The sequence below is a fragment of the Janthinobacterium sp. GW822-FHT07H11 genome (assembly GCF_058798615.1).
Genome location: NZ_CM179507.1, coordinates 3,088,015 through 3,111,244, shown reverse-complemented (window position 1 = coordinate 3,111,244; position 23,230 = coordinate 3,088,015). Strand labels below are relative to the sequence as shown.

At 69.7% G+C, this 23,230-nt stretch carries 11 protein-coding genes; 3 read left to right on the top strand and 8 right to left on the bottom strand.

Annotated features, from left to right (window positions below; genetic code table 11):
• Window positions 1–23: 23 nt before the first annotated feature.
• The 5 genes from AC3RCJ_RS13890 to AC3RCJ_RS13870 form a co-directional block, all read right to left on the bottom strand.
• Window positions 24–719 carry an RNA polymerase sigma factor gene (locus AC3RCJ_RS13890; protein ID WP_492965732.1) on the bottom strand — a complete coding sequence of 232 codons (696 nt, stop codon included), beginning with the start codon at window positions 717–719 and terminating at the stop codon, window positions 24–26.
• Complete coding sequence (locus AC3RCJ_RS13885; RefSeq protein WP_492965730.1) at window positions 716–13,339, bottom strand: filamentous hemagglutinin family protein; 12,624 nt, start codon at window positions 13,337–13,339, stop codon at window positions 716–718. The genes AC3RCJ_RS13890 and AC3RCJ_RS13885 overlap by 4 nt, the downstream gene beginning before the upstream one ends.
• 144 nt (window positions 13,340–13,483) lie before the next feature.
• Window positions 13,484–14,476 carry a FecR family protein gene (locus AC3RCJ_RS13880; RefSeq protein WP_492965728.1) on the bottom strand — a complete coding sequence of 331 codons (993 nt, stop codon included), beginning with the start codon at window positions 14,474–14,476 and terminating at the stop codon, window positions 13,484–13,486.
• Between the two features lie 8 nt (window positions 14,477–14,484).
• Complete coding sequence (locus tag AC3RCJ_RS13875) at window positions 14,485–15,048, bottom strand: RNA polymerase sigma factor (protein WP_492965180.1); 564 nt, start codon at window positions 15,046–15,048, stop codon at window positions 14,485–14,487.
• Window positions 15,045–15,782: a hypothetical protein gene (locus tag AC3RCJ_RS13870; protein ID WP_492965181.1), complete on the bottom strand. Its 738-nt coding sequence runs from the start codon at window positions 15,780–15,782 to the stop codon at window positions 15,045–15,047. Before AC3RCJ_RS13870 ends, AC3RCJ_RS13875 begins: the two co-directional genes overlap by 4 nt.
• A 209-nt stretch (window positions 15,783–15,991) precedes the next feature.
• On the opposite strand from AC3RCJ_RS13870, the gene AC3RCJ_RS13865 reads away from it, so the two are divergent.
• Window positions 15,992–17,008 (top strand): M14 family zinc carboxypeptidase, encoded by a 1,017-nt coding sequence (locus AC3RCJ_RS13865; RefSeq protein WP_492965182.1) that lies wholly within the window; start codon window positions 15,992–15,994, stop codon window positions 17,006–17,008.
• 11 nt (window positions 17,009–17,019) lie between these two features.
• Window positions 17,020–17,802, top strand: coding sequence for an alpha/beta fold hydrolase (locus AC3RCJ_RS13860; RefSeq protein ID WP_492965725.1), 783 nt, complete (start codon window positions 17,020–17,022; stop codon window positions 17,800–17,802).
• Between the two features lie 21 nt (window positions 17,803–17,823).
• Here AC3RCJ_RS13860 and AC3RCJ_RS13855 read toward each other — a convergent pair whose 3' ends face one another.
• Window positions 17,824–18,711 (bottom strand): isocitrate lyase/PEP mutase family protein, encoded by an 888-nt coding sequence (locus tag AC3RCJ_RS13855; protein WP_492965188.1) that lies wholly within the window; start codon window positions 18,709–18,711, stop codon window positions 17,824–17,826.
• 175 nt (window positions 18,712–18,886) lie between these two features.
• On the opposite strand from AC3RCJ_RS13855, the gene prpR reads away from it, so the two are divergent.
• A complete protein-coding gene (prpR, locus tag AC3RCJ_RS13850; RefSeq protein ID WP_492965723.1) occupies window positions 18,887–20,839 on the top strand; it encodes a propionate catabolism operon regulatory protein PrpR in 1,953 nt (650 codons plus the stop codon).
• Between the two features lie 19 nt (window positions 20,840–20,858).
• On the opposite strand, the gene AC3RCJ_RS13845 is transcribed toward prpR, so the two are convergent.
• Window positions 20,859–21,650, bottom strand: a complete 792-nt coding sequence (locus tag AC3RCJ_RS13845) for a hypothetical protein (protein WP_492964941.1) — start codon at window positions 21,648–21,650, stop codon at window positions 20,859–20,861.
• Between the two features lie 45 nt (window positions 21,651–21,695).
• A complete protein-coding gene (locus AC3RCJ_RS13840) occupies window positions 21,696–23,201 on the bottom strand; it encodes an MFS transporter (protein ID WP_492964942.1) in 1,506 nt (501 codons plus the stop codon).
• Between the last annotated feature and the right edge of the window lie 29 nt (window positions 23,202–23,230).

Genomic DNA, 23,230 nt, shown 5'->3' with positions numbered 1-23,230 from the left:
ACGCGAACGTACGGATGATGCGCCTATCCCAGGCGCAAGCGCAGGCTGCGCCGCGGCGTGCCGACGCCGCCCAACGCCGCCAGGCCCGTATGGCGCGCACAATGGTCGAGTGCCTGGCGCAGCGCCGTATCGACGTTGCGCAAGGACATGCCATGCCGCTGCGCCACTTCCTGGCGGCTCAGTTCTTCCACGCGCACGGCCTCGAGCACCTGGCGATGGCGCCGCGGCAGCAGCTCGACTGCCTGCAAGAGGCGCCGCAGGTCGCCGCGCAGCTCGGCCAGCCGCTCGGGCCCCGCCGCCGCGTCGGCCACGCCGTCGATGGCATCGCCCTCGCCGTCGTCCGCATACAGCCAGGCGCGGTTGCGGCGCAGGCTGTCCGTGGCCACGTTGCAGGCCACGCGGAACACATAGGCAACGGGGTTGTGCGCGAGCGGCGCGCCTGTTCCCTGCTGCGCCGCGCCCAGGCGCAGCCAGGCGTCGTGCAGGCAGTCGCTGGCCAGTTCCGCGCAGCCCAGGTGACGCGCCAGGCGCCGGTGCAGGCTCGCATAGTGGGCCACCAGCACCGCCTGCAAGCCGCCGGCCTGCGCGGCCGGCGCATCGTTGGCCGCCCGCAGGCGCGGCTGGATGGCCGGGCGATACGCGGCCAGGCCGGGCGGCAGCCGCATGCCCGCCTGGCGCCTGGCGGCCGTGCCGGCGCTCCCGCCCATGCCGGCCATCATGGCGACAACCTGCTGCGCTCTTGCGCCGTCAGCTGGCGCGTGGCCGATTCCGGCAGCGGGCCCAGGCCCAGCACGCGCACGGCGCTGCGCGGGTTGTAGCCGGCCGCCTCGGCGCGCGCGCCATCCTGCGGCGCGGCCTGCGCGCTGTCGGACGGGGCATCGCTGCCAAAGCCCAGCACGCGCACCGTGAACACGGACGGCTGCGCGGCGCGGCTGGCGGCGCGCTCGCGCTGCACCACGTCCTGCGCCGCGGCCGTCGCCTGCGTGGCGGCCGCGCTGGCGTTGCTCATGGCGGCCACGTTGACGGACGCCACCGTCGGCATGCCCTTCGCTTCGCCCTTGACCTGGATGTTCGCCGCGTTCACCACCGCCAGCGCGGCCAGGTTGACGCTGCCCGAGACGCGGATGCCCGCCTCGCCCGCGTCGATGGTGCCCAGCGGCGCCAGCAAGTCGACGTCGCCGGCCGGCACTTCGGCGATCGGCGCCAGCGTGGCGATGCCGGCGCCCGTGCTTGGCACGTCGGACGACAGGGTCACATTGCCCCAGTTGTCATACACGCGCTTGGGCGGCGTGTAGACGATGGTCGACTTCGAGCCACGGCCAGCGTTGATGTCACCCGCCGACGACCAGCCGAGGATATCGCCGCCAAACGTCGTCATGACGCGGCTCTGGCCCAGCAGTATGCTGCCGTGCGAGAACAGCTCGATACTCCCGCCGCCCTTGGTGATGACGCCCGAGGTCGACGGCGGCGCCTCGCCTTCGATGCCGAAGATCTGTTTGCCGCCCGGCGTGAGCAGCTGGATGTCGCCGCCGAAGTTGGTGTGCACGTAGCCGCTGCGGGGGAAATAGTCCCAGCGCTGTTCGCCATCGTTCCGCTTGGCGTAAAGCCCGCGGTACATGACGATGTCGCCCGCATAATCGATGGCCTTGCCGCTGGCGTCCTTGGCCGGCGCCAGGGCGGCGATGGCATTGCGGCTGCGCAGGAAGCTCCCATAGCGGGCGCTGTCCGCATCGTTGAACTCGCGCCCGCCCGCCTTCAGTTCCGCGAAATACACGTCGCGGGCGAAGACGCGCTGCTGCGGCTCGGGCAAGGCCAGATAAAAGGCTTGCGCCTCGGCGGCCGTGCCCTTGAAGCCGTAGCGTTCATTCAGCCAGGTCGTCAATTCGGTCGCATACGACTTCACCACCTTGCCAGCCTGCTCGGCCAGCGGCACACCCGCCTGCGCCACGTTGGCCGGGTCCAGATACGGCTTGACGAAGCGCAGGTAGTCGAGACCGGCCGCGCCCACGCCCGCCTGCATGGCGATGCCGGCGCCCGGACGCTTGTCTCCGGCGACGACGGGGCCGAGGCTGACGACGCTGCCCTTGTCCTGCATCAATATGTTGCGTCCGGCGCTGATATCGAGCGTGCCGGGGCCGGCCACGTTGAAGGAGCTGTTCAGGATATCGCGCCCGGCCGAGACCACCGACACGTCATAGGCGTTGTTGTGGACAAACAGGTTGCTGACATTGCGGAACATGGTGGCGCCATCGCCACTGCCGTCGATGCCTTCCAGCAGCGCCGTGCCGCTGCCGACGATATCGCGGCCCGCCTTCATCCACACGGGCTGAGCGCCCTCGTACCAGGTGATGCCTGCACGCCTGGCATTGTAAAATTCGACGATGCGGCCGCTGTTCACGCCCACCAGGTCACCCGTGACGGCATAGATGCGGGCCGTCTGCGTGCCGCTGTTGGCGGGGCCGGCCGAGGAGTCGGGACCGAAGGCGAACAGCGGGAAGTTCCATTTCGTCGCCGGCGTGCCCGTGCTCGAGACATTCGTGGCCAGGGGATTGGTCACATTAGGCTGGATATCCCAGCCCGTGAAGCCTGGTTTGAACGGCGTCGCCATGCTGTCGGCGGCGGCGCCGGACTGGCTGACGGCGTAGCCGCCCGCGTAGATGGAGTCGCTGGCCAGCCATTGCAGCTGGGCGTTGGGCGACGGCGCCAGCAGCAGTGGGTGGCCATAGTCGCGGACGGCATTCGGGCTGCCGATCGCCTTGCCATAATACAAACTGCCATTCGCGGCCGCGGCCCGCATGATGGACGGATAGACGACGGCAAGGTCGGTGGCCGTGCCGAGCGCCGCAGTCAGCGGGATCATGTTACCACCGGCGGAGTACAGATCGAGCGCCGTGCGCGGCGTCCACAGGCTGAACCAGCTGTAGCCGTAGCCGTGCTCGCCCGCCGCGCCGGTAAACGGCGTGCCATTGAACAGGGTCACGCGGCCGGGGTCGGCCACATCCTGCAGCACCTGGTCGCCCAGCGTTGCCACGCTGAACGTGGCGTCGCCCGGTACCAGGGTCATGGCGCCCCGGGGCGTGGCGCGCGTGGCGCGGAAGGCATCGTAGGCGCGCGATTCCAGCGGCACATGATCGGTGGCTTGGGTGCCGTATTGCAGCGCCACGCTGCCCAGTTGCGTGGCCGACGCTTCCGCGTGGCCACGCACATCGACCAGCGCGCCGTTCAGGTGGTTGCCACCGGCCTTGCCGGCGGGATTCAGGGCACCGCCCACGCGCAGGTCAAGATCGCCACCGCCCGTCTGCAGCAGGCTGCCGTCCGCCTGCATGCGGCCCGTGCCGCCCACGGCCAGCAGCAAGCCCTGCGAACGCGGGTTGATGCTGCCGTTGTACGAACTGCCCGTCAGTGGCGCCAGCACGCCGGCATTGCCCGCCACTTCGGCGCGCACATTGCCGCCGCCCAGGGTGCCGAAGCCCGTAAAACCCAGCACCGTATCGGCCAGCGTACCGCGGCCTACATAGCTGCCGAAATTGATCCACCACGCCACCGGCTGGGGCGCACCGCCCGTGGCCACGCCGCCACTGCCCTGGCGCCACAGCCAGTTGCCCACTGTCACCGAATCGGCCATGGCATCCTTGCTGACGGGACGCTCGTTGCTGGCGGAAGGCGCGTCGACCAGCGAGCCGCTCAAGTCGCCCGCCACCTTCAGCAACAGATTGCCGCCCTGCTCCGGATACCAGGCGCGGTAAATGCTGTCGGCGCCGCCATCGACCAGGCGTTCATGGGCGCCGTCGGGGTTGCCCAGCACCTTGCCGTCCGCATTGCGCGAACGCGGCAGGTTGTACGGGTCGCCGGCCGCCGTCGGCGCGGACGACATGCCGGCCGTGTACACGCCATACAGGCTGTCCATGCGCAGGCTGGCGCCGCTGACGAGGTCCAGGTCGCCCGTGCCCGTGCGCAGCACGCTGTAGCGCAGGCTGCTCGCCTTGTAGTCGAACGTGGGGTTCGACGTGCCGCACCAGGTGGGATTTTCCTCGCACAGGGTGGGCCAGCCCAGCGCCACGGGGTCGAGCAGGTCGCCCGCCTTCACGTTGTCATCCGCAAACTCTTCCGCGCCGGCCTTGGTCCACACGTAGGCCACCCTCAGATCGCACCAGCCGGGGGTGTCGGCACAGAACTGCGCAATCGTGGTGCCGTTCTGATTGAGGAATTCCTCGGAGATCGGCTCGCCCGCCACGACGCCTTCGATGCCCTGCTCTCCCGCTTCCTTGCTCCAGTACTGCACGCCTTTCGGCGGGATCAGGATGCCGTACATGCCGTAGTGGCTGTCGGCCAGGCGCAGGGTACCGTGCGCGGGATGCGCCTGCACGCCGCGCGTGTCGGCCCCTTCCAGGTCGGCGCCGGCCACCAGGCGCATGCCCCACGACTGCGAACCCTCGGCCAGCATGGGCGCGATGGCCCACAGCTTGCCCTGGCTGCCCGCCACTTCCGGACGCAGCGCGATCGATTCCACGCCGGCCATCAGCTTGACGTCCGTGCCGGACGGGATCAGCGAACCCACTGCCAGCGCCAGGTTGCCATTGAGCGCGAAGACCGAGCGTTCGCCGGCCACGCCAGGCAGTGGCACGCCCTTGGGCCAGGTCATGCCGCGCACCATCACCGCTTGCGCCAGCACGCTGCCCGCGTCGAGGCGCATGCCGGCTGTCAAGGTCTGCGCCGTGGCCAGCAGGCTGCCGGCAGCGTGGACGATGTTGCCGGCGCCGTCGCGCACGGCAGCGGCCAGCACCGTGCCGGCCGGCAAGGTGACGGCCTGGTCCAGCGTCGCGGCCACGGGCAGGCGCGTCTGCGCGTCCAGATTGAAGCCCTTGACGGGCAAGTCGTAATTGAGCGCGATGCCGCCCGGGAACAAGGTGCCGTCGGCCACGGTCACGCCCTTGCCCGGCACGATGACGTCGCTGCCATTGATGTCGCGCCCCGGCAGCAAGATCCAGCCCTTGTCATCCTGGGTGGCCGGTGGCGGCGCGAAGCCGTCGTTGATGCTGCCATAGATGCCCAAATCGCCGCCGGCGCGCAGCAGCAGTCTGCCCACCTCGCCCGAACCGCGCACATTTGTTGCTTGAAAGCGCGGGTTCAGGCTGGCGTAGCGCATGCCCGACAGGTCCAGGTCGCCCCGCACCACCAGGTCGCCGTCTGGCGTCTTGCTGACGATATCGACGCCGGGACGCAAGTGCAGCGCATCGGCATACGCGGCCGTGGCCAGGCCCGCCAGCTTGATATTGCGCAAGTTCGTGTTGGCCAGCGCCGCGTCGATGAAGGCCGTGCTGTCCGCATGCTTGCTGTCAAGATATGCCTGGTTGATCACCTGGTAGGGGCGGCCGCTGGCCGACAGGTCCGTGGCGTAGGCCGCGTCGTCATAGCGCTGCATGGCGTTGACGGCGATCGATTTCGCGCCGCGTATCGTCAAACCGCCACCGGCCGCAATGGCGATGTCGCCGAAGGTGGCCGCATCAAGATCCGTGCGAACGCCGCCGCTGCCCAGGCGCGGCGCGCTCAGTTCCAGCGTGCCGCGCGCGGCACCGTCGTATTCGCCCTTGCCCTTGCCGGCCACGGCGGCCGTGCCGTGGCGCAGGTCGATCTGCGCGCCGCCGGCCAGATCCAATGTGCCCTCGCCCGCATTCAGTTCCACCGTGGCGCGGTTCGGGCTGTCGATGATCTTGCCATAGCTGTCGACGCGCAACAGCGTGCCATGCGCGTCGAGCACGGCGTTGCCGGCCAAAGTTAATCCATGCTTGCCGGCCAGGCGGATGCTGCCCACGCGCTCGCCGCTGGCGTCTATCGTGCCGGCCACCGTCAGGCGGCCATTGTCGAGCGATACCTGCACCTCGCCCGCCTTGAGTTCATTGCCGATAGTCAAATCGCCCTGTTTCAGCTGGAAGCTGCGCCCGCCCGTCACGCCGCCTTCCGTCAGGCGCGCGTTCAGCGACGCGAACTGGCTGTCCAGCGTGCCGCCCGCGCCCAGCGTCTGCGCGCGCACGTCCACGCTGCCCTGCTTGTATGGCACGACGGTGCCGCCCGCGTCGTAGCTGCCGCTGGCACCGCCAAGGATCTTGCCCTGCAAGTCGACCATGCCGGCCGCGCCATCGAGGGCCACGGCCTTCAGGCTGCCGGCGCGGTTGTGCTCGGCCGACAGGTCGATCACGGCGCCGCCAGCTGCGCGGATATCGCCGGCCCGGCTGTCCAGGGTCACGTCGCCGCCCCAGCTGTACTTGTCCACGTCGAAGAAGGTGCTCTTGCGGCCCGCCATGTCGATGCGCGCGCCGTCGGCCACGGTAATGTCGCGCTGGGCGCTGATGGCCAGCTTGCCGCTCGGCAACACCACGGCCGTCGCCACGCTCACGCTGTCGCCGTTCAGCGCCAGTTGCGCGCCCAGGCCATCGTTATTCGTGACGGGGGCCGCTGGCGCCGTACCGGCCGGGGCCGCCACCTTCAACGCGCCGCCCGCCGTGTAGCTGTGCGAGGAACCGGCGTCGCCCGTCAGCAGCGGCGTGCTGATATTGAGGTTGCCGCCGCTGTACTGAAAGCCCTTGCCCGCCTCGTAGGCGCCCTGCGCCTGGTAGACGGACAGGCTGCCCTTGTGGTTGGCCGTGACCTGTCCGCTGGCCTTCAGGTTGACCGTGCCAAAACCGAGCGCCAGGCGGTCGAACGAGGCGACGCCGGCCGGCTGCGTGAACGGGCCGAAGCCGAAATCGATGCGCTCCGCTTCCAGGTTCAAGGTGCCGCTGCCCGTGCCGGCGCCATGCGCGATCACATTGCCGGCCGGCGACAGGGCGCCTCCCCATATCAGGTTGGCCGTGCGGATGGTGGCCACGGTATCGGCGCCGCCCTGGCCATACATGGCCGGCGTGGTCAGCACCAGGCGCTCCAAGGTCGATTTCCCCGTGCCCTTGTCGTAGGTGTCGAGCACCACGTTGCCATAGAAATTGACGCTGTCGGCCGCGCTCAGCATGAGCGACTGCAGGGCCGGCGCGCCCGTGCCGGTATCGCCGCGCAGCAGGCGTTCCAGCACGCCCTGGTTCATGGTCAGGCCGCTCGAGCGCGTGCCGCTGGCCTGGGCCGCCGCCAGCGCCTCGCCGCTGCCCATGTTGATGGCGCCCACGGCCAGGCTCAGGTTGCGCGTGCCGTAGCGGGCCGTGTCGTCCAGCGCGAAACTGCCATTCGTCGACAGCAGCAAAGTACCTTCCGAGTACAGGCTCGCTGTTCCTTTGTCGGTGCAGGCGTCGTCGCACACGCCGATGCGGATGCCGCCGCGCGCCGTGCCGCTGGCCGGCGCCACGTTGAGCAAGCCGTTCGAGGCCGCCAGCATGTGCACGTCCGCGCGGCCCTTCTTGTAGATGAAGCCGTCGTTGGCGTCATACGCGGCCTTGCCCTTGCCCACGGTGCTGATGCCGGCACCGGGCGCGATATCGATCAAGCCATCGCCCAGCAGATAACTACTGGGGTCCTGGGCGACGAGGAACACCTCGGGCGCCGACAGGACGGCCCCCGCGCGCAGGTAGATGGCGCGGGCCGACTTGGCGCCGAAGTTCACGTAGTTGCCAGCCTGGCCATATTCCACCGATGGTGCATTGCCCAGCATCATGCGGGCAGCGCCGATATTGTTCAGGCTGGAGGCGCGCACGCTGACCAGCCCGGCGCCGCTGGTGGCGGGCGCGCCGTCGGCGAGAATTTCAATATCGCCGTTGGCACTCTGGCCCGGCATCAGCAGCACGGTGCCGCCATAGCCGCCCTCGGCGGCGCCGAATTTACCGGTGCCCTTGAACTGGAAGGTGTCCGGGCCGCCGTCCTGCGCCAGGGTCAGCTTGAGCGTCTTCGCGTCGGCCGGCAGCAGCGCGCGGGGAATGCCCCGCGTTTGCGCATCGGCCAGCGCGAAGGCGGCATAGCCCGTTTCGTTGTACTGGGAATAGCTGCGCAGGACCTTGGCCGGCGTGAGTATCAGCTGGCTGGCCAGCGGCGCGCGGATGTCCGTGCCGGCGATCGACAGGGTGCCGGGCGCGGCCCAGGAACCGTTGCGCAGCTGCTGCGCCGGGGCCGCGCCGCTGCCTTGGCCCGCCAAACCGTTCAGCTCCACGCGGAAGGCGCCCGGCAACAGGGCGTAAGTCGACGGCATCAGCGTGTAGGTGCCGGCGGCCAGGCCGGGCACGCCGCTGCCTATCGTCACCTGCCGGCCCACGGCCGGATCGGACGCCGCCTTTTCGCCGCCCGCTGGCGCCTGCGGCACCTGCACGCCCGGCACGATGGCGTACACGGGGTTGGTGGCCAGGCCCGGCAGGACAAAGCCGCCATTGGCCCCCACCTGCGCCAGCGGGTGGTAGCGCGCGTCGGTCGAGCCGCCGCGGCCCGCGATGAAGCCGGCGCCCGCCAGTTCGCCGCCGCCGGACAGGTCGAGCAGCGCGCCAGGCCGCACGTCCACGGCCACGCCGGCCATTTCCACGCCGTTGTGCAGGCCGCCCTGCGCATTGATGCCGCCCACGCCCATCAAGGTGACCGGCTTGCCGCCGACGTTCCAGGTCTGGCCATCGACGGTGCCGCCATACGGCATGGCCAGGCCGGCGCCGCTGACCGAGGTGATGCTGTTGGACAGCAGATTCACGCTCAGGCTCTTGTCATTGTCATAGCCTGCCGCGCCGATGGCCAGGCGCCCCAGCGGCGCGCGCACCACGCCGCCCTGCTCGATGTGCGCGGCCGCCAGTTCCAGCGAGCCGAAGGCGGAATACGGCATGGCCGGCACGCTGTCGGTGGTGCGGGCGATGTTCAGGCTGTGCGCGGGATCGTAGCCGATCTTGCCATTGATGCTGCCATAGCCGGCGCGCACGGCGGCGCCGGCGCCCGATTCCGGATACAGCTGGGCCGCGCTAAGGGTCATGTCGCCCGGCGTGGACAGCACCGTCGTCGCCTGGTTGCCATCCCATCCCAGCGGCGACAGCAGGAAGCGCAGGTCGCCGCGGCTCGTCAGGCGCACGTCGTCCGCCCGAATGTCGACCAAGCCGCGCACGTCGATCAGGTCGCCAGCTATGCTGACCTGGCCGGCCATCGGCGACTGGCCCGCCGTGCCCGGCGTGACATAGTAGTCGCGCCCTGCCGGCTTGACGCTGGCCAGGCGCACGTATGGCGCCGCGATGTTGATGCGCGCGCCGGGCTTGCTGCCGGGAGACAGCACGGGCGCGCCATACAGCTGGAAGCTTTGCTGCAGCGTCAGCGACACGTCGCCATCGAAGGAGGCGGCACCCAGCAGCGACAGGCTGCCGAAGCCGCCCGCCTGCACCTGCTCCACCGAGTAGCGGCCATGGCCGTACTGCAGCGCCTGCGGCCCGTCCTGTGCCGCATCCCGCGCCTGCACGCCGTCGGCCAAGTCGCTGGCAACCTTGTGCTGCGTCAAGGCCAGCTGGCGCCCCTGCAACACCTTGTCCGTCGCCAGCGTTTTCAGGTAGACGGGCGTGCCCGTGGCCACGGACAGGCTACCGCCCGCCGCGCCCGCGCCGCCCGCCCTGGCCAGCAGCTGGCCATCGAGGTACAAACCATTGTTCGACGCCAGCGCGATGCTGCCGCCCGCGCTGGCCACGTCGATGGCCGCGCCGTTTACGTCCAGCACCGCATGTGCGCCGGAAGCATCCAATACAGCGCCGTCGCGCACGACGACGAACAGGCTGGCCGCCGAGGTGCTGCCCTGCGCATGGTCGATTTCGCCGCCGATGACGATGCTGCCGCCGTCCGCCACCTTGCCATAGCGCCGGCCCTGCACGTCCATGGCCGTGACGGCGCGCGACGCGACGTCGAGCACGGCATTGTCGCCTATCCACAGGGAACGGCCATGCCCGGCCGCTTCCACCGCTTCGGACACGCTCACGTCGACGCCCACGCCGCCCAGGCTGATCTTGCCGCCCCAGGCGTTCAGCCGGCCTTCGACCGTCAGCTGGCCCACGCTGGCCAGTTTGATGGACTGGCCCGCATCGACGCTCACGACGGCGCCCTTGCCTATCAGCAGCTCGGCGCTGGCCATGTCGGCCGCGCCGGACTGGATATCGCCCACCTGCAGGGCCAGGCTGGCGCCCTTGCGCTGCGTCAAGGTGCCCTTGAGCGCGTTTTCCGTGACCTGCTCCGGCATCCACAAGGCCAGTTTCTCGTTGTCCACCACGCGCAGCACGGGCATGCGCACGTCCACTTGCGTGCCATCCGCCACCGTCAAGCCCTGCTTGCCGAACAGGCTGTAGCTGGAAAAACCCTTGTCGAAGAAGTCGCCGCCCAGGTGCAAAGTGCCTGCCCCGGGGTTTTCAATTTCGCCGATCACGATCTTGTTCGCCTGCAATTCGAGCTTGCCCCCGCCTTGCACGCCATGGCCGCGCACTTGCGCGCCCTCGCCCAGCAGCAAATCGGCCTTGGCCCCATAACTGGCCAGGCTCACATTGCCGCCCTTGCCGCCCTGCTGTTTTGCCTGCGACAGGATGGCCGCGCCCGAGCCGGCGTCGATCAGGCTGCCGCTGCCGATGCGCACGTCGCCGTGCGCCCGCAGCGAGACATTGCCGCCATTGATATAAGGCAGGCCGGCGGCGGCCAGCGGATCGCGCAGCACGTTACTGAGCAGGCCGCTCGTATCGAGCGTGACGCCATCGGCCAGCAGCAGCTTGCCCGCTGGCCCACCCGGATTGACGACGGTGTCCAACATGCCCAGCGCGCCGACCTGGTTCAGCACATTGCCGGCCATGATGCTGCCGCCATGGCTGCGCAGGCTGGCATTGATGGCCACGTCCTTGCCGTACAGGGTGATATTGCCGCCGTCGGCCACCTGCAGCGCGCTGTCGACCGTGATCGATCCTTTCGCGGCGAGGCGGATGGCGCCCAGATGTTGCTCATTGAGCAAGCTGGTGTCGAGCAGCAGCCTGCCCTGGCGCTCGGGTGCCAGCGCGCCTGTGACGTCGAGGCCGGCGGCGATGCCGTCCTGCACGCGCGTCAGGCGCACCTCGTCCATGACGGCCGACAAGGCGTGCTGCAGCACGCCCGTGCGCTTGTCGAACATGGGCTGATACTGGCCGACGATCAGCTGCCCCCGCTGCGCGGCCGCCAGCTGCGACTGCTGGTAGCCGTCGAGCAGGGCCTGCGGCGCCTGCGTCTGGCGCTCGCCCTGGAAGACCTCGCCCGTCATGCCCCCCTCCAGCACGGCCGAACCCGTCGCGACCACCAGCTTGCCCGCGTCGCGGCCCACCGTATAGCCGTTTTCCAGGCGTTTTTGCGCGGCGATCAATGGGCTGGCGTAGAAGGCGCTCGCTTCCTTGCCCCAGCGCGCATGCTCTTCCTCGTAGCCCTTGTACACGCCCGCATACGCCAGGTCGGCCGGGGCGCTGCCCGCCTCATATAATTTGCCATCGGCGCCCTTGAGCCAGGTCTGGCGCAGCGCGCCCGTCTGCACGTCCAGGGTGCCGCCCGACAGGTTGATGGCGGACCCTGCCTGCGTGACGACGTCCTTGCCGCCGAAGCTCACCGTGCCGCCCTGCGCCATCCACTCGCTGACGGAATGGCCCTGCGTGCCCAGGTAGCCGGCCACTTCCAGCAAGCCGCCGGCCGTGTACCAGCGGTCGCTGTCGTAGCCGTTCGTGCCCTTCGGTACGAACACCAGCTTGCGGCGGTCGACCCAGATACTGCTGTTGAGCAAGGCCTTGCCGTCGCGGTTGACGGGCGCATCGCGCTGCTCGTTGCCCTGCACGTTGATCTCGACATTGTTCGCCTCCATGGCCACCTTCACGCCGACGGCGCCGGAGACGTCGAGCTGGGCGCCGTCGCGCAGCAGGCTGCGGCTGGCCGCGTTGACGGCGATCTGGCCGCCCGTGGCCAGGGTCAGCGAGTCGCCGAGGAACTCCACCGTGCCGGCGCTGCCGATCTCGATGCGCGACTGGTCGCGGCGGTCGTTGACGGCAACGATGTTTTCCGTGCCCGTCACGGCCGGGCCGCGCATGGCGTCGCGCTGGCTGTCGAGCGCCGTCGTCTTGCCATCGTCCTCAAGCACGATGGCCGTGGTGGCGCCGCGGCCCACGGTGACGGCCGCGTCGCTGCCCAGGGCGTTCAGGTGGATGGTGCCGCGCGTGGCCGCCGTGGTGGAAGCGAGCACCACACCTTCCTGGCGCACGTCGCGCCCGGCCAGGGTGACGTCGCCTTCGCGTGCCTGGATCAGGCCCGTGTTGACGACCTTGCCCGCCGTGCTGGCGGCCGCGAATTGCGGCGTGACTTCGCTGCCGCGCGTGGTCGACAGCGGATTGCCGTCCGTGCCCACGCCTTTTTTAATGGTAAAACTGTCGCCGGCGGCCAGCAGGGCCTGGCCCTTGGGCGTGGCAATCTCGCCCGCATGGTGCACTTCCTTGCCCAGCAGCATCACATAGCCGCCGCCTTCCGTGCTGCCCTTGGGCGCGTTGCTGGCCAGGCGAGCACCCGCCTGCACCTGCACCTTGCCGTCCGCATCGGTAAATGTCGTGGCACCGGCCGTGCCGGCGCTGTAGATGCCGTTTTTCTGGAATTGCGCATCGCCGATACGGGCCGCGGCCGCCACCAGGCTGCGCGTGTCGACCTGGCTCGTGCCGGTAAACACGATGCCGTTGCGATTGACCAGCAGCACCGTGCCGTCGGCCTTGATCTGGCCCTGGATCTGGCTGGGACGGGCTTGCGGATCGTTGACCCGGTTCAGCACGGCCCAGTCCTTTTGCTGCTGGAAGGTCAGGGTCGTGTCCTTGCCTACATTGAATGTTTCCCAGTTCAGGATGGCCTTGTCCGCCGTCTGCTGCACCACCACGGCCGTCTTGCCCGCCGCCACCGTCTGCACGGGCGCCTGGGCATGGAGCCAGCCGGCCGTCAGGCTGTTGGTGTCGACCTGCAGGCCGCCCTGCGCCAGGCCGTTCGGCACGCTGGCGTCGCCGGCGGCGGCCTGGCGCGCCTGCGCCTGGGCCGCCTGCTGCGCGGCGATGGCGCGCGCGGCCAGGTTCAGGTTGTTAAGCGAGCGCTGCAACTGCTGGTTCGCCTGCTGTTGCTGGCCCTCGGGGCGGCTGCCCAGCGGCAGCGGCTGGCCGTTCGGCAATCGGCCCGACGTCGATGCCGTGTTCTGGTTCGCGCCCTTGGCCGCGAACCAGCCGCCGCTGAACGCCTGCTGCGCGCGCGCCGGCGCGGCAAAGGCGCCCGCCATCAGCATGGTGGTCAATGCGTAAGCAAGCGGCGTGAGCCGCAGGCGGCTGCCCAGCGTGGAGCTACGCTGCGCGCCCGTGTCGACGTTCGGGACTGGGCGCTGGGCAGTGTGAAACTTGGTCATGGCAATGGTTTCCTGGCTAGTGAGTAGGGAACGGGGTCTGGCGGTAGCGCAGACGTCCATGCCTCCATGACGTAGCTCGGTGGCGGAAGGGATAATGTTTTTTGAAAAATATTTTGCCAGCCCCCGCCGCAGGACATGCGGCGATCAACTCAGCAGCACCACGCCGCCCGGCAAACTGGTCATTTTCGCGCCCGTCAGGTCGCGTATCATCGCCAGCGCGCCATCCATCTGGGCGATGGAAAAGCGCATGCGCACGAGGCGCCGCCCCAGTTCCGGGTTGCGCAGCAGCACGCGTCCGGGCCGGTAGCGGTTGATTTCGGCCACCACCTCGGCCAGCGGCTTGCCGGCGAACGACAGCGCGCCCGTGCGCCACGCGCTGGCCTCGCCCTTTGGTGCGGCCGTGGCCGCCTGCACGCCCCGCCCGTCGTAGACCACTTGCTGGCCCGCGTCCAGGGTCAGGCGCCGTTGCTGCCAGACAACATCCACGGCGCCCGCCAGGCAGGTGACACAGACGGCGTCGTCCGTGTGGCGCACATTGAAGCGGGCCGACTGCGCCAGCAGGCGCCCCGCTCCCGCCACCACGCTGACGGGCTGGCGCGCGCCGCGGGCGAGGATTTCCGCCTCGCCCGCCAGCAGTTCGATGGACTCGGGCGCCCGCACATCGATGCGCGTCTGCGTGTTCATCTGCACCGTCATCTGCTGCGACAGCGCCACCTGCCGCTGTTCGCCCGTGCCCGTGCGGTAGTCGGCGCCCAGCTCCTGCAGCGACGGCCAGGCGCCCAGCGGCGGGCGCAGGGCCAGCACGGCCACGCCGGCGGCCAGCGCGCCGCCGAGGAAAACGCGGCGCCCCGGCCGCAGCGGGAACGCCAGCACGGCCGCGCGCGGCGGCTCTGCTGGCGGCGCGGCGGCGCGTTCCAGTGCCGGGTCGAGGGCCTGCCACAGTTGATTGAGCTCGCGCCAGGCGCGCGCGTGCGCCGGGCTGCTGGCGCACCAGGCGCGCAGGGCCTCGGCGTCGGCGCGCGTAAAATCGGCGGCGCGCAGCCGCAGCCACCAGGCATCGGCCTGCTGGCGGATGGCGGCGTCGGTGTCACCGGCGCTGCCGCAAGGGTCGCGCTGACCGCGATCGGAAGTATTCATGAGCGTTATCAATATTTTCGGCGGCCCGACACGTCGCTGCGCTGGGCGGCATCGGCGTCGGCCATGCACGTTTTACAGTGTTGCATGGCGGCCTGCAATTCTTTCTTCACCATCGCCACGGAAATGCCGAAGCGCTCGGCGATTTCTTCGTTGAGCAAGCCATCGACCCTGGCGCCGGTCAAAATGGCGCGGCGGCGCGGCGACAGGCGCGCCAGCGCCGCGTCGAGCGCCTGCACGTCGAGGCGGGCGGCGACGATGCGCGCCGGGTCGCTGACATCGTTGCCGCACTCGTCGGCCATGTGCATCAGTTCCTCGCGTTCGCGTTCGGTGACGATGATCTGGTCGCGCCGGTAGGCATCGGTGGCGATATTGGCCGCCATGCGCAGCAGGTAGGCGTCGGGATTGTGCACGGCGGCCGGCTGCGCCATCGCTTCGAGGCGCAGCCAGGTTTCCTGCAGCGCATCGGCCGCGTTGTGCCGGCAGCCGACGACGCGCTCGAGGCGCCAGCGCAGCACGGCGTAGCGCGAGCTCAGGTGGCGCTTCAGCTTGCTGCGCAGGTCGGGCATGCTCATGGCGCCGACCTTGCCGGCGCGCCCGCGGCGCAATCGACTTCCGCGCCCGGCCCTTCCGGCAGCAGCAGGATGGAGACGGGCTGCGGCATGGCAGGCAGCGGCGCGGCGCCCACGCGCATGCCCAGCACCAGGCGCGCGATGGCCTTGTCGCGCGCGGGCAAGCCCGTGCTGTCGAGCAGTTGCACCCGCTCCACCACGCCGGCGCGGTTCAGGTACAGCTGCAGCGCCAGCCGGTAGCCGCCCGGACGCGTCTGCGCCGCGCGGCACAGCAGCCCCAACAGCACGTGCTGCAGGCGGCTCGCATAGGCCGCGACATCGGCGCCGCCCTGTTGTGCACCGGGAATATCGGCGGCGGCCACGACGGCAGCTGGCGGCAGCTCGGCCGCGTCGGCGGCGCTTGCCGGGGCATATACGATGACGGCTTGCGCGTCGGACTGGCGCGCCTGCAGGCCGGTGCCCGTCAGCAGGAGTTGCAGGGCTGCGCCGGGCGCATGCGCGCCGCGCACGGCGCCGGACCGGCGCTGCGCATGGCGCTGGTCCATCAGCACGGCGATGCCCGTGCGGCGGCTGTACAGCTCGAGCGCATCGCCGAGGCTCTGGGCGGCGATATCGAACTGCAGCACGGCGCCATCGGCGGACTGCGCCCGCGCCGGCGCCGCGGCGGCCAGCAAGCCCAGCAGGACCAGGTATCCCGCCAGCGCAAGCATATGAACGGATGCGGGGCTGCCTGTCATATCGCTATCGTGTCGCTATCGTGAAAGAGTGGAAAGACGCTGCAACGGGGTGTTATCAAGTAACAATTCTTGCGCCAACTGCAATAGCCTACACAGCAAAAATGACGGCTTCGTGACATGCTTGCCATCACTAAATTTCGCCATGCGGGACGTCGGCAACGGCCGCGATTTCGGCTACACTGGCCGTCACTCTCCCATTCAAGCGATCCATGATCGAAAAGAATCTGCCCGAGCTGGTCATGCTGAAGCGCCTCATCGACGAAGGCGGCCGCCACCTGGAAGTGGCCGCGCCCTGCAGCATCGCCATGGATGGGCGCCAGTTTCCCGTGTACACCATTGCGCTGGGCAACCCCAGCCCCGACGTGCCCGCACTGGGCTTTTTTGGCGGCATCCACGGCCTCGAGCGCATCGGCACGCAAGTCATTCTGTCCTTCCTGGAAAGCCTGCTGGCGCGCTTGCGCTGGGACGCCACTCTGCACCAGCAGCTCGAATCGATGCGCCTCGTCTTCATGCCGCTGGTCAATCCGGGCGGCATGTGGCAAGCCACGCGCTGCAATCCGCAGGGCGTGGACCTGATGCGCAATGCGCCGCTGAGCGCGCGCGAAAAAGTGCCGTTCATGCTGGGCGGCCAGCGCTACAGCCGGCGCCTGCCCTGGTACCGGGGCGCGCCCGGGGCGGCCATGGAGGCGGAAAGCGCCGCCGTGTGTGCGCTGGTCGAGCGCGAACTGCTGTCGCGCCAGTTCAGCATGGCCCTCGATTGCCATTCCGGCTTCGGCCTGCGCGACCGCATCTGGTTTCCCCACGCACACACCAAGGTGCCGATCGCCCACCTGGCCGAGATCGGCGCGCTGGAAGAGCTGTTCAGCCAGAGCTATCCCAACCATAACTATGTGTTCGAGCCGCAAAGCCGGCAGTACCGCACGCATGGCGACCTGTGGGATTATCTGTACCTGAACGGCACCAGCTACAGCGAGCGGGTTTTCCTGCCGCTGACCCTGGAAATGGGTTCCTGGCTGTGGGTCAAGAAAAACCCGCGCCAGCTGTTCAACCGGGTCAGCATCTTCAACCCGACGGCCGCGCACCGCCTGCAGCGCGTGCTGCGGCGGCACCTGGTCTGGTTCGACTTCCTCATGCGCGCCGCCAACAGCCACGGCCGCTGGATACCGGAAGGCCTGGCCCGCAAGGCACAGCGGCGGCGCGCGCTGGCGCAATGGTATGAAGCATGACGGAGAAAAGCATGGACAGACAGCCTGCCTGGATACTGCTGCGCGGCCTGATGCGCGAACAGCGCCACTGGGGCGGCTTTCCCGCCCGGCTGGCGCAGGCGCTGCCGGGCGCGGCCATCGTCACGCCGGACTTGCCCGGCAATGGCGAGCGGCACGCGCTGCCCAGCGCCACGCGGGTGGCCGACATGGTGGAATTTTGCCGACAGGATTTATTGCAACGCGGCATGGCGCCGCCCTACCGCCTGCTGGCCCTGTCGCTGGGCGCCATGGTGGCCGTCGAATGGGCGCACCGCCATCCGCAGGAAATCGCGTTGTGCGTGCTGATCAACACCAGCATGCGGCCCTGGAATCCGTTCTACCGGCGCCTGCGCTGGCAGAATTACCCGGCCCTGCTGGCGCAACTGCTGTTCGGCGGCCGGCGCAGCCAGGAAGCGCTGATCCTGCGCCTGACCAGCCGCCGCCACGGCGCCGGCAATGCCGCCCTGCTGGCCGACTGGCTGCGCTACCAGCGCCAGTACCCGGTCAGCCGCCGCAATGCGCTGCGCCAGCTGCAGTCGGCCGCCCGCTTCCGCGCGCCGGACAGCCGCCCCGCCATGCCGCTGCTGCTGCTGGCCGGCGCGCGCGACCGCCTGGTCGACCACCGCTGCACGCTGCGCCTGGCGCAGGCGTGGCAGGCGCCCTGCATGCTGCACCCCGACGCGGGCCACGACTTGCCGCTCGACGACGGCGACTGGGTGGCGGACGCGGTGCTGCAATGGCTGCGCCGGCTGGCCGCCCGGCCGGCCGCGCCGTGACGCCGCGGCCGGCAACCGCCATCACTTGCCGCCGCTCCCGTACTGCAGGTCCAGGCGGTCGAACAGGGCCTTGTCGACGAGACGCTGGCGCTCGCTGAACGGCACCACCAGGGTGCCGTCCTCGTCCAGGCGGCCGCTGTCGCGCAAGACGCCCAGCGCGCGCTGCATGCCCAGCACGGCGCCCTGCAGCGCGGCGTTCGCATACAGCACCACGCCATACCCCAATTGCGCCAGTGCCGCCTGCGACAGCGTCGGCGTCTTGCCGCCGATGACCACGTTCATCAATTGCGGCGCGTCGAACAGGCGCGGCAGGCGCTCGATGTCGTCCTGCCGCTCGGGCGCCTCGATGAACAGCACGTCGGCGCCCGCCTCGATATAGCGGTGGCCGCGCGCGATGGCCGCCTCGATGCCTTCCACGGCACAGGCATCGGTGCGCGCCACGATCTGCACGTTGCGGTCTTCGCGCGCATCGACGGCGGCGTGCAGCTTGCCGACCATTTCATCGGCCGAAATGAGCAGCTTGCCGGCAAAGTGGCCGCATTTCTTCGGCAGCACCTGGTCCTCGAACTGGATCGCATCGGCGCCCGCGCGTTCGAGCACGCGCACGCTCTGGCGCACATTGAGCGCATTGCCGAAGCCGGTATCGGCATCGACCATCAGCGGCAGTTCGACGGCGTCGCGCACGCGGGCCGTCTGTTCCGCGATTTCCTGCAAGCCCACGAAGCCCAGGTCAGGCAGGCCGAGCGACATATTCGTGACGCCCGCGCCCGTCAGGTACAGCGCTTCATAGCCGAGATCGGCGACGACGCGCGCGCTCAGCGCATTGAACGCGCCGGGCATCAGCAAGGCGCGGCGCTGCAGGATGTTGTCGCGGAACAGGGCACGGCGGATGGCGGAAGAAGATGACATGGTGAACTCCAGGTTAAATCCTCGTCTATTAGCAGGAAGCGTGCCACCGATGCGCCAATAACAATTTCTCAGTAAAAACAATCACTTGCATTTCTGCGCTACAATCGCCTCACGCAATGAAACGTTTCAGAACGTTCCCGCGAACACCATCGGAACACCTGGAGAGTTCAAGCACATGCCGTCCTTTACCGCCCCCGCGCTGAAACGCGACTTGCCCGGCATCGCGCTGGTGACCATCAGCCGCCTGCAGACGCTGTGCGAAAACATGCTGCCCCGCTACAGCGACAAGGTCAGGTTCCTGCCGCTGCGCCAAGGCTTTCACGCGGCCGTGGCCGCGCTGCAGGCATCGATCGACGCGGGCGCCGTCGACGTGGTCCTGGCGGCGGGCTCGAACGGCGCCTACTTGCGCGACCACCTGTCGGTGCCCGTGGTGACGGTCAAGGTGAATGGCTTCGACGTGCTCGATGCCATCCGCGAAGCGGCAGCGGCGCGCCCCGGCGCGCGCATCGGCCTGGTCATGCATGGCGGCATCGCGCAGGAGCTCGATGCGCTGGGCGCCTGGCTCAACATCGAGCTGCGGCAACGCTCGTATGACTCGATCAATGACGTCGACCGCGTCGTGCGCGCGCTGGCGGCCGGCGGCTGCACGGTGATCATCGGGCCGGGCATGGCGTGCGACGTGGCGCAGCAGATCGGTCTCGACCACATCTTCCTGTATTCGCAGGGCGCCGTGGAAGAGGCGCTGCAACGCTGTGTCGAACTGGCCCTGCTGAGCCGGCAGAAGGAAACCAAGCGCATCCGCATGAATACCATCATGGCCCACCTGCGCGACGGCGTGGCCGCCTTCGACGAAGCGGGCCAGCTCGAGGCGGCCAATCCGGTGCTGTTCGAGCTGCTGGGCATCGCCCCGGAGCAGCAGGCCGCGGCGCGGGTGGCCCGCCTCGCCGCGCCCTTCCTGCGCGAGGCGGCGTCCGGGGGCGCGATCGAAAACCGCGTCATCGACGTCGATGGCCGAGCGCTGGTGCTCAGCTGCGTGCCGATGGTCGAGCAGCAGATGCGCGCGGGCGCCGTGCTCACCCTGCAGGACCCGCTCGTCGCGCAGCAGATCGAGCGTACGCTGCGCACGGCCCAGCGGCCCAGGCACCTGATCGCGCGCCACCGGCTGCGCGACCTGGTGGGCGCCTGCGCCGCGCTGGAACAGGTGCGCCGGCTAGCCGCGAGCGCCGCCAGGCATGAGGCGACCGTACTGCTGACGGGCGAAAGCGGCACCGGCAAGGAAGTCGTCGCGCAGGGCATCCACAATGCCGGCCGGCGGCGCGACCATCCCTTCGTCGCCTTCAACTGCGCCGCCGTGCCGGAAGGCTTGATCGAGAGCGAGCTGTTCGGGCATGACGACGGCGCGTTCACGGGCGCGCGGCGCGGCGGCAAGGCCGGCCTGTTCGAGATGGCGCACGGCGGCACCATCTTCCTGGACGAGATAGGCGAAATGCCGATGGCGCTGCAAAGCCGCCTGCTGCGCGTGCTGCAGGAGCGCGAAGTGATGCGCCTGGGCTCGGGACGGCCCGTGCCCGTCGACGTGCGCGTGATCGCCGCCACGCACCGCGACCTGAAGCAGCTGGTCGCCACGGGCCACTTCCGCGCCGACGTGTATTACCGCCTGAACCTGCTGCAGATCCGCCTGCCCCCTTTGCGCGAGCGGCGCGGCGACCTGCCGCAACTGGCGGCGCACCTGCTGGAAAAAATCGTCGCGCAGTACGGCCTGCCGGCGGCGCCGGCCGCGGACATCCTGCGCCAGCTGCAGCCGCTGTTCCTGCATTACGGCTGGCCGGGCAATGTACGGGAGCTGGAAAACCTGCTGACGCGCGCCGCCATCCACCTGAACGACGCGCCGGGCGGCGCGGCCGATGGCCTGGCCGGGCTGTTTCCCGAACTGGACGCATGGCGCGACGCGGCGCCGTCCGCCGCGGCGCCGCACGGCCCTGCGCGCCAGCCCGAAGCGGCGCCGCTGTCGCGCGCAGACATCATGGCGGCGATCGACGCCTGCAAGGGCAACCGGGCGGCCGCCAGCCGCCGCCTCGGCATCGGCCGCACCACCTTGTGGCGCCTGCTGAAGGAGGCGGACGCGTGAGCCGGGCCGGCCAGCGGTACTAGGGCAGCAGGTGGCGGAAGGTCGGCTCGATCTGGCGCGCATGCAGCCAGCGCACGATGTCTTCCAGGGTGGCGTCCTGCAGCAGCAGGCCGGCCGGCGTTGCGGCCGCCACGCCGGCGGCGGGAGTGGCTGCCGGTGCCTGGACGGGCGCCAGTCCCGCATGCCGGTGCAGCTGCGCCAGCGCCTGCGCGAACTGCGCCGGCGTGATGCTGCGCAAGCTTTCCAGGAAACCCAGCTGGGCGGCCGGCGGCGGCGGCATGTCCAGGCCCGGCTCGTCGACGAAGGCGGCGCCCATGCTGGGGTGGATGAAGGCGGCCCACTTGCCCGACGGCTGCAGGCAAGGCGGCAGCGCAGCCTGCTCCACGTAGGCGGGCGGCGCCGCGGCGAGGATGTCCGCCGACGGCGGCAGGAAGGTCGCGCGCAGCAACTGCAGGAATTGCCGTGCCTGCGCGACGGGCACGGGCGCGGCCAGCGACAGCCACAGCTGGAAGGCCGTGCCCGAGATGCTGACGGCGGGCGCCGGCAGGTCGAGTTCGTGCTGCACCGCATTGGCGATCGTGCACAGCGCGCTCCAGTGCAGCTCGCCGCCGCCCTTGCCGCCGAATTCCATCACCAGCGCGCGCGCCAGGCCGCCGTCCGTCACCAGCCTGGCGGCCACCGTGTGTTCGCCCGACAGGTGGCGCGCCAGCACGGCCGGCGTCAGCGCCTGCGCGCCGCCATCGGCGTCCTGGCATTGCTGTTGTGTATCGAACAGATATAAACGGTTTAATTCGGCGATCAGTTTGTGCATGGCTATCCTGTGGCGGCGTTCGCAACGGTTGCCAACGCCGGGCGATTATAGCCGACCGCCCGGCGCGGCAGCGGCGGCGCGCCGCGCCGGGCCGGCGCCAAACACCAGCCAACTGGCCGCCGCGCAGGCGCAGGCCGCCAGGCCGCCATACAGCATCACCGCGCCAAAGCCGTGCGCCAGCGCGGCCCGGGCCACGCCCGCGGGCAATGCCAGGCCCAGGTCTGCGCCGGACTTGCCAGCCGACAAGCCTTCCGCCGCCAGGCGCAGCGCGCCGTCGTCCGCCATGGCTGGCAGCCGCGCGCGCAGCGCGGCCAGGATGCCTTCGACCAGCAGATAGCCCATCAGCGCGATATTGATCGCCAGGCTGATCATGCGGGCGCTGATGTCGATGCCCGACGCCATGCCGGCCCGGTCGCTGTCCACGGCGCCCGTGGTCGTGTTGGTGACGGGCGTATTCGTCAGGCCCAGGCCGCTGCCGGCCAGCAGGCAGCCCGGCAGGATCGTCAGCCAACTGGCGTCGGCGGCGCGGCTGCCGCACAGCATCAGCAGCAGGCCCAGGCCGATGGCAAGCAGGCCGGCGGGAATCACGGCGTCGGGCCGGTAGCGCAGCGCCAGCCGCTCGCCCAGCGGCGGGACCAGCAAGGTGGGCAAGGTATAGGCAAGCAGGGTCAGGCCCGTGCCCAGGCTGCTGTAGCCGAGGCAATTCTGCACGTACAGCGGCAGATAGATCATGAATGGCCAAAAGCTGAAATTCATGCCGGCCGATCCGAGCAGCGCGCCCGAGAAGCGGCGGATGCGCAGGACGGCGAAGTCGAACATGGGGTCGGGCTGGCGCCGCTCGATGACGACGAACACGGTAAAGCCGAGCAGCGACAAGGCCAGGCTGGCCAGCGTGCGGCCGTCGGCGAAGCCCGGCGCCGGCCCCTGCGTGATGAACCACGCCAGGCAGAACACGGCCAGCGACAGCGTGGCGATGCCGGCCACGTCGAGCTTGCGCCGCTGCGGATCGCGCGATTCGCGCACGCCGGCCATCACCAGCGACAGCGCGGCCAGCGCCAGCGGCCCCTGCACGAGGAACACCCATTGCCAGCCCGACAGCGCCACGATGGCCGCGCCGATGACCGGGCCGAAGCCCAGCCCTATGCCGAACACGATGCCCCAGGCGCCAAACGCCCTGCCGCGCGCGGCCCCGTCCTGGAACTGCTGCGACAGCACGGCCACCTGGCAGATCAGCATGGCGCCACCGGCCATGCCCTGCAGGAAGCGCGCGGCGATCAGCACCTCCACATTGCCGGCCCAGCCGCACGCCAGCGACGTGAGGCCGAACAGCGCCACGCTGGCGAGGAACAGCCGCTTGCGGCCGTAGCGGTCGGCCAGGGTGCCCGTGGCCATCAGCACCGTGGTGCAGGCGATCGTGTAGGCATTCATGATCCATTGCAAATCCTTGAAGTCGCCGTGCAGGACTTTCTCCAGCGTGGGCAGGATCACGGGCACGCTGGATATTTCCAGGCCGAACATGAGCGACGCCAGGCACACGGCAGCCAGCGTCATCGTATTTTGTTGAGAAGAAGAAAGGGGCA

Bases quoted from the DNA above. Each gene is read 5' to 3' on its own strand.
- AC3RCJ_RS13845 (WP_492964941.1), bottom strand. From the start codon at position 21,650: ATGCACAAACTGATCGCCGAATTAAACCGTTTATATCTGTTCGATACA.
- AC3RCJ_RS13855 (WP_492965188.1), bottom strand. From the start codon at position 18,711: ATGTCATCTTCTTCCGCCATCCGCCGTGCCCTGTTCCGCGACAACATC.
- prpR (WP_492965723.1), top strand. From the start codon at position 18,887: ATGCCGTCCTTTACCGCCCCCGCGCTGAAACGCGACTTGCCCGGCATC.
- AC3RCJ_RS13875 (WP_492965180.1), bottom strand. From the start codon at position 15,048: ATGAGCATGCCCGACCTGCGCAGCAAGCTGAAGCGCCACCTGAGCTCG.
- AC3RCJ_RS13865 (WP_492965182.1), top strand. From the start codon at position 15,992: ATGATCGAAAAGAATCTGCCCGAGCTGGTCATGCTGAAGCGCCTCATC.
- AC3RCJ_RS13840 (WP_492964942.1), bottom strand. From the start codon at position 23,201: ATGACGCTGGCTGCCGTGTGCCTGGCGTCGCTCATGTTCGGCCTGGAA.
- AC3RCJ_RS13885 (WP_492965730.1), bottom strand. From the start codon at position 13,339: ATGACCAAGTTTCACACTGCCCAGCGCCCAGTCCCGAACGTCGACACG.
- AC3RCJ_RS13880 (WP_492965728.1), bottom strand. From the start codon at position 14,476: ATGAATACTTCCGATCGCGGTCAGCGCGACCCTTGCGGCAGCGCCGGT.
- AC3RCJ_RS13860 (WP_492965725.1), top strand. From the start codon at position 17,020: ATGGACAGACAGCCTGCCTGGATACTGCTGCGCGGCCTGATGCGCGAA.
- AC3RCJ_RS13890 (WP_492965732.1), bottom strand. From the start codon at position 719: ATGATGGCCGGCATGGGCGGGAGCGCCGGCACGGCCGCCAGGCGCCAG.
- AC3RCJ_RS13870 (WP_492965181.1), bottom strand. From the start codon at position 15,782: ATGACAGGCAGCCCCGCATCCGTTCATATGCTTGCGCTGGCGGGATAC.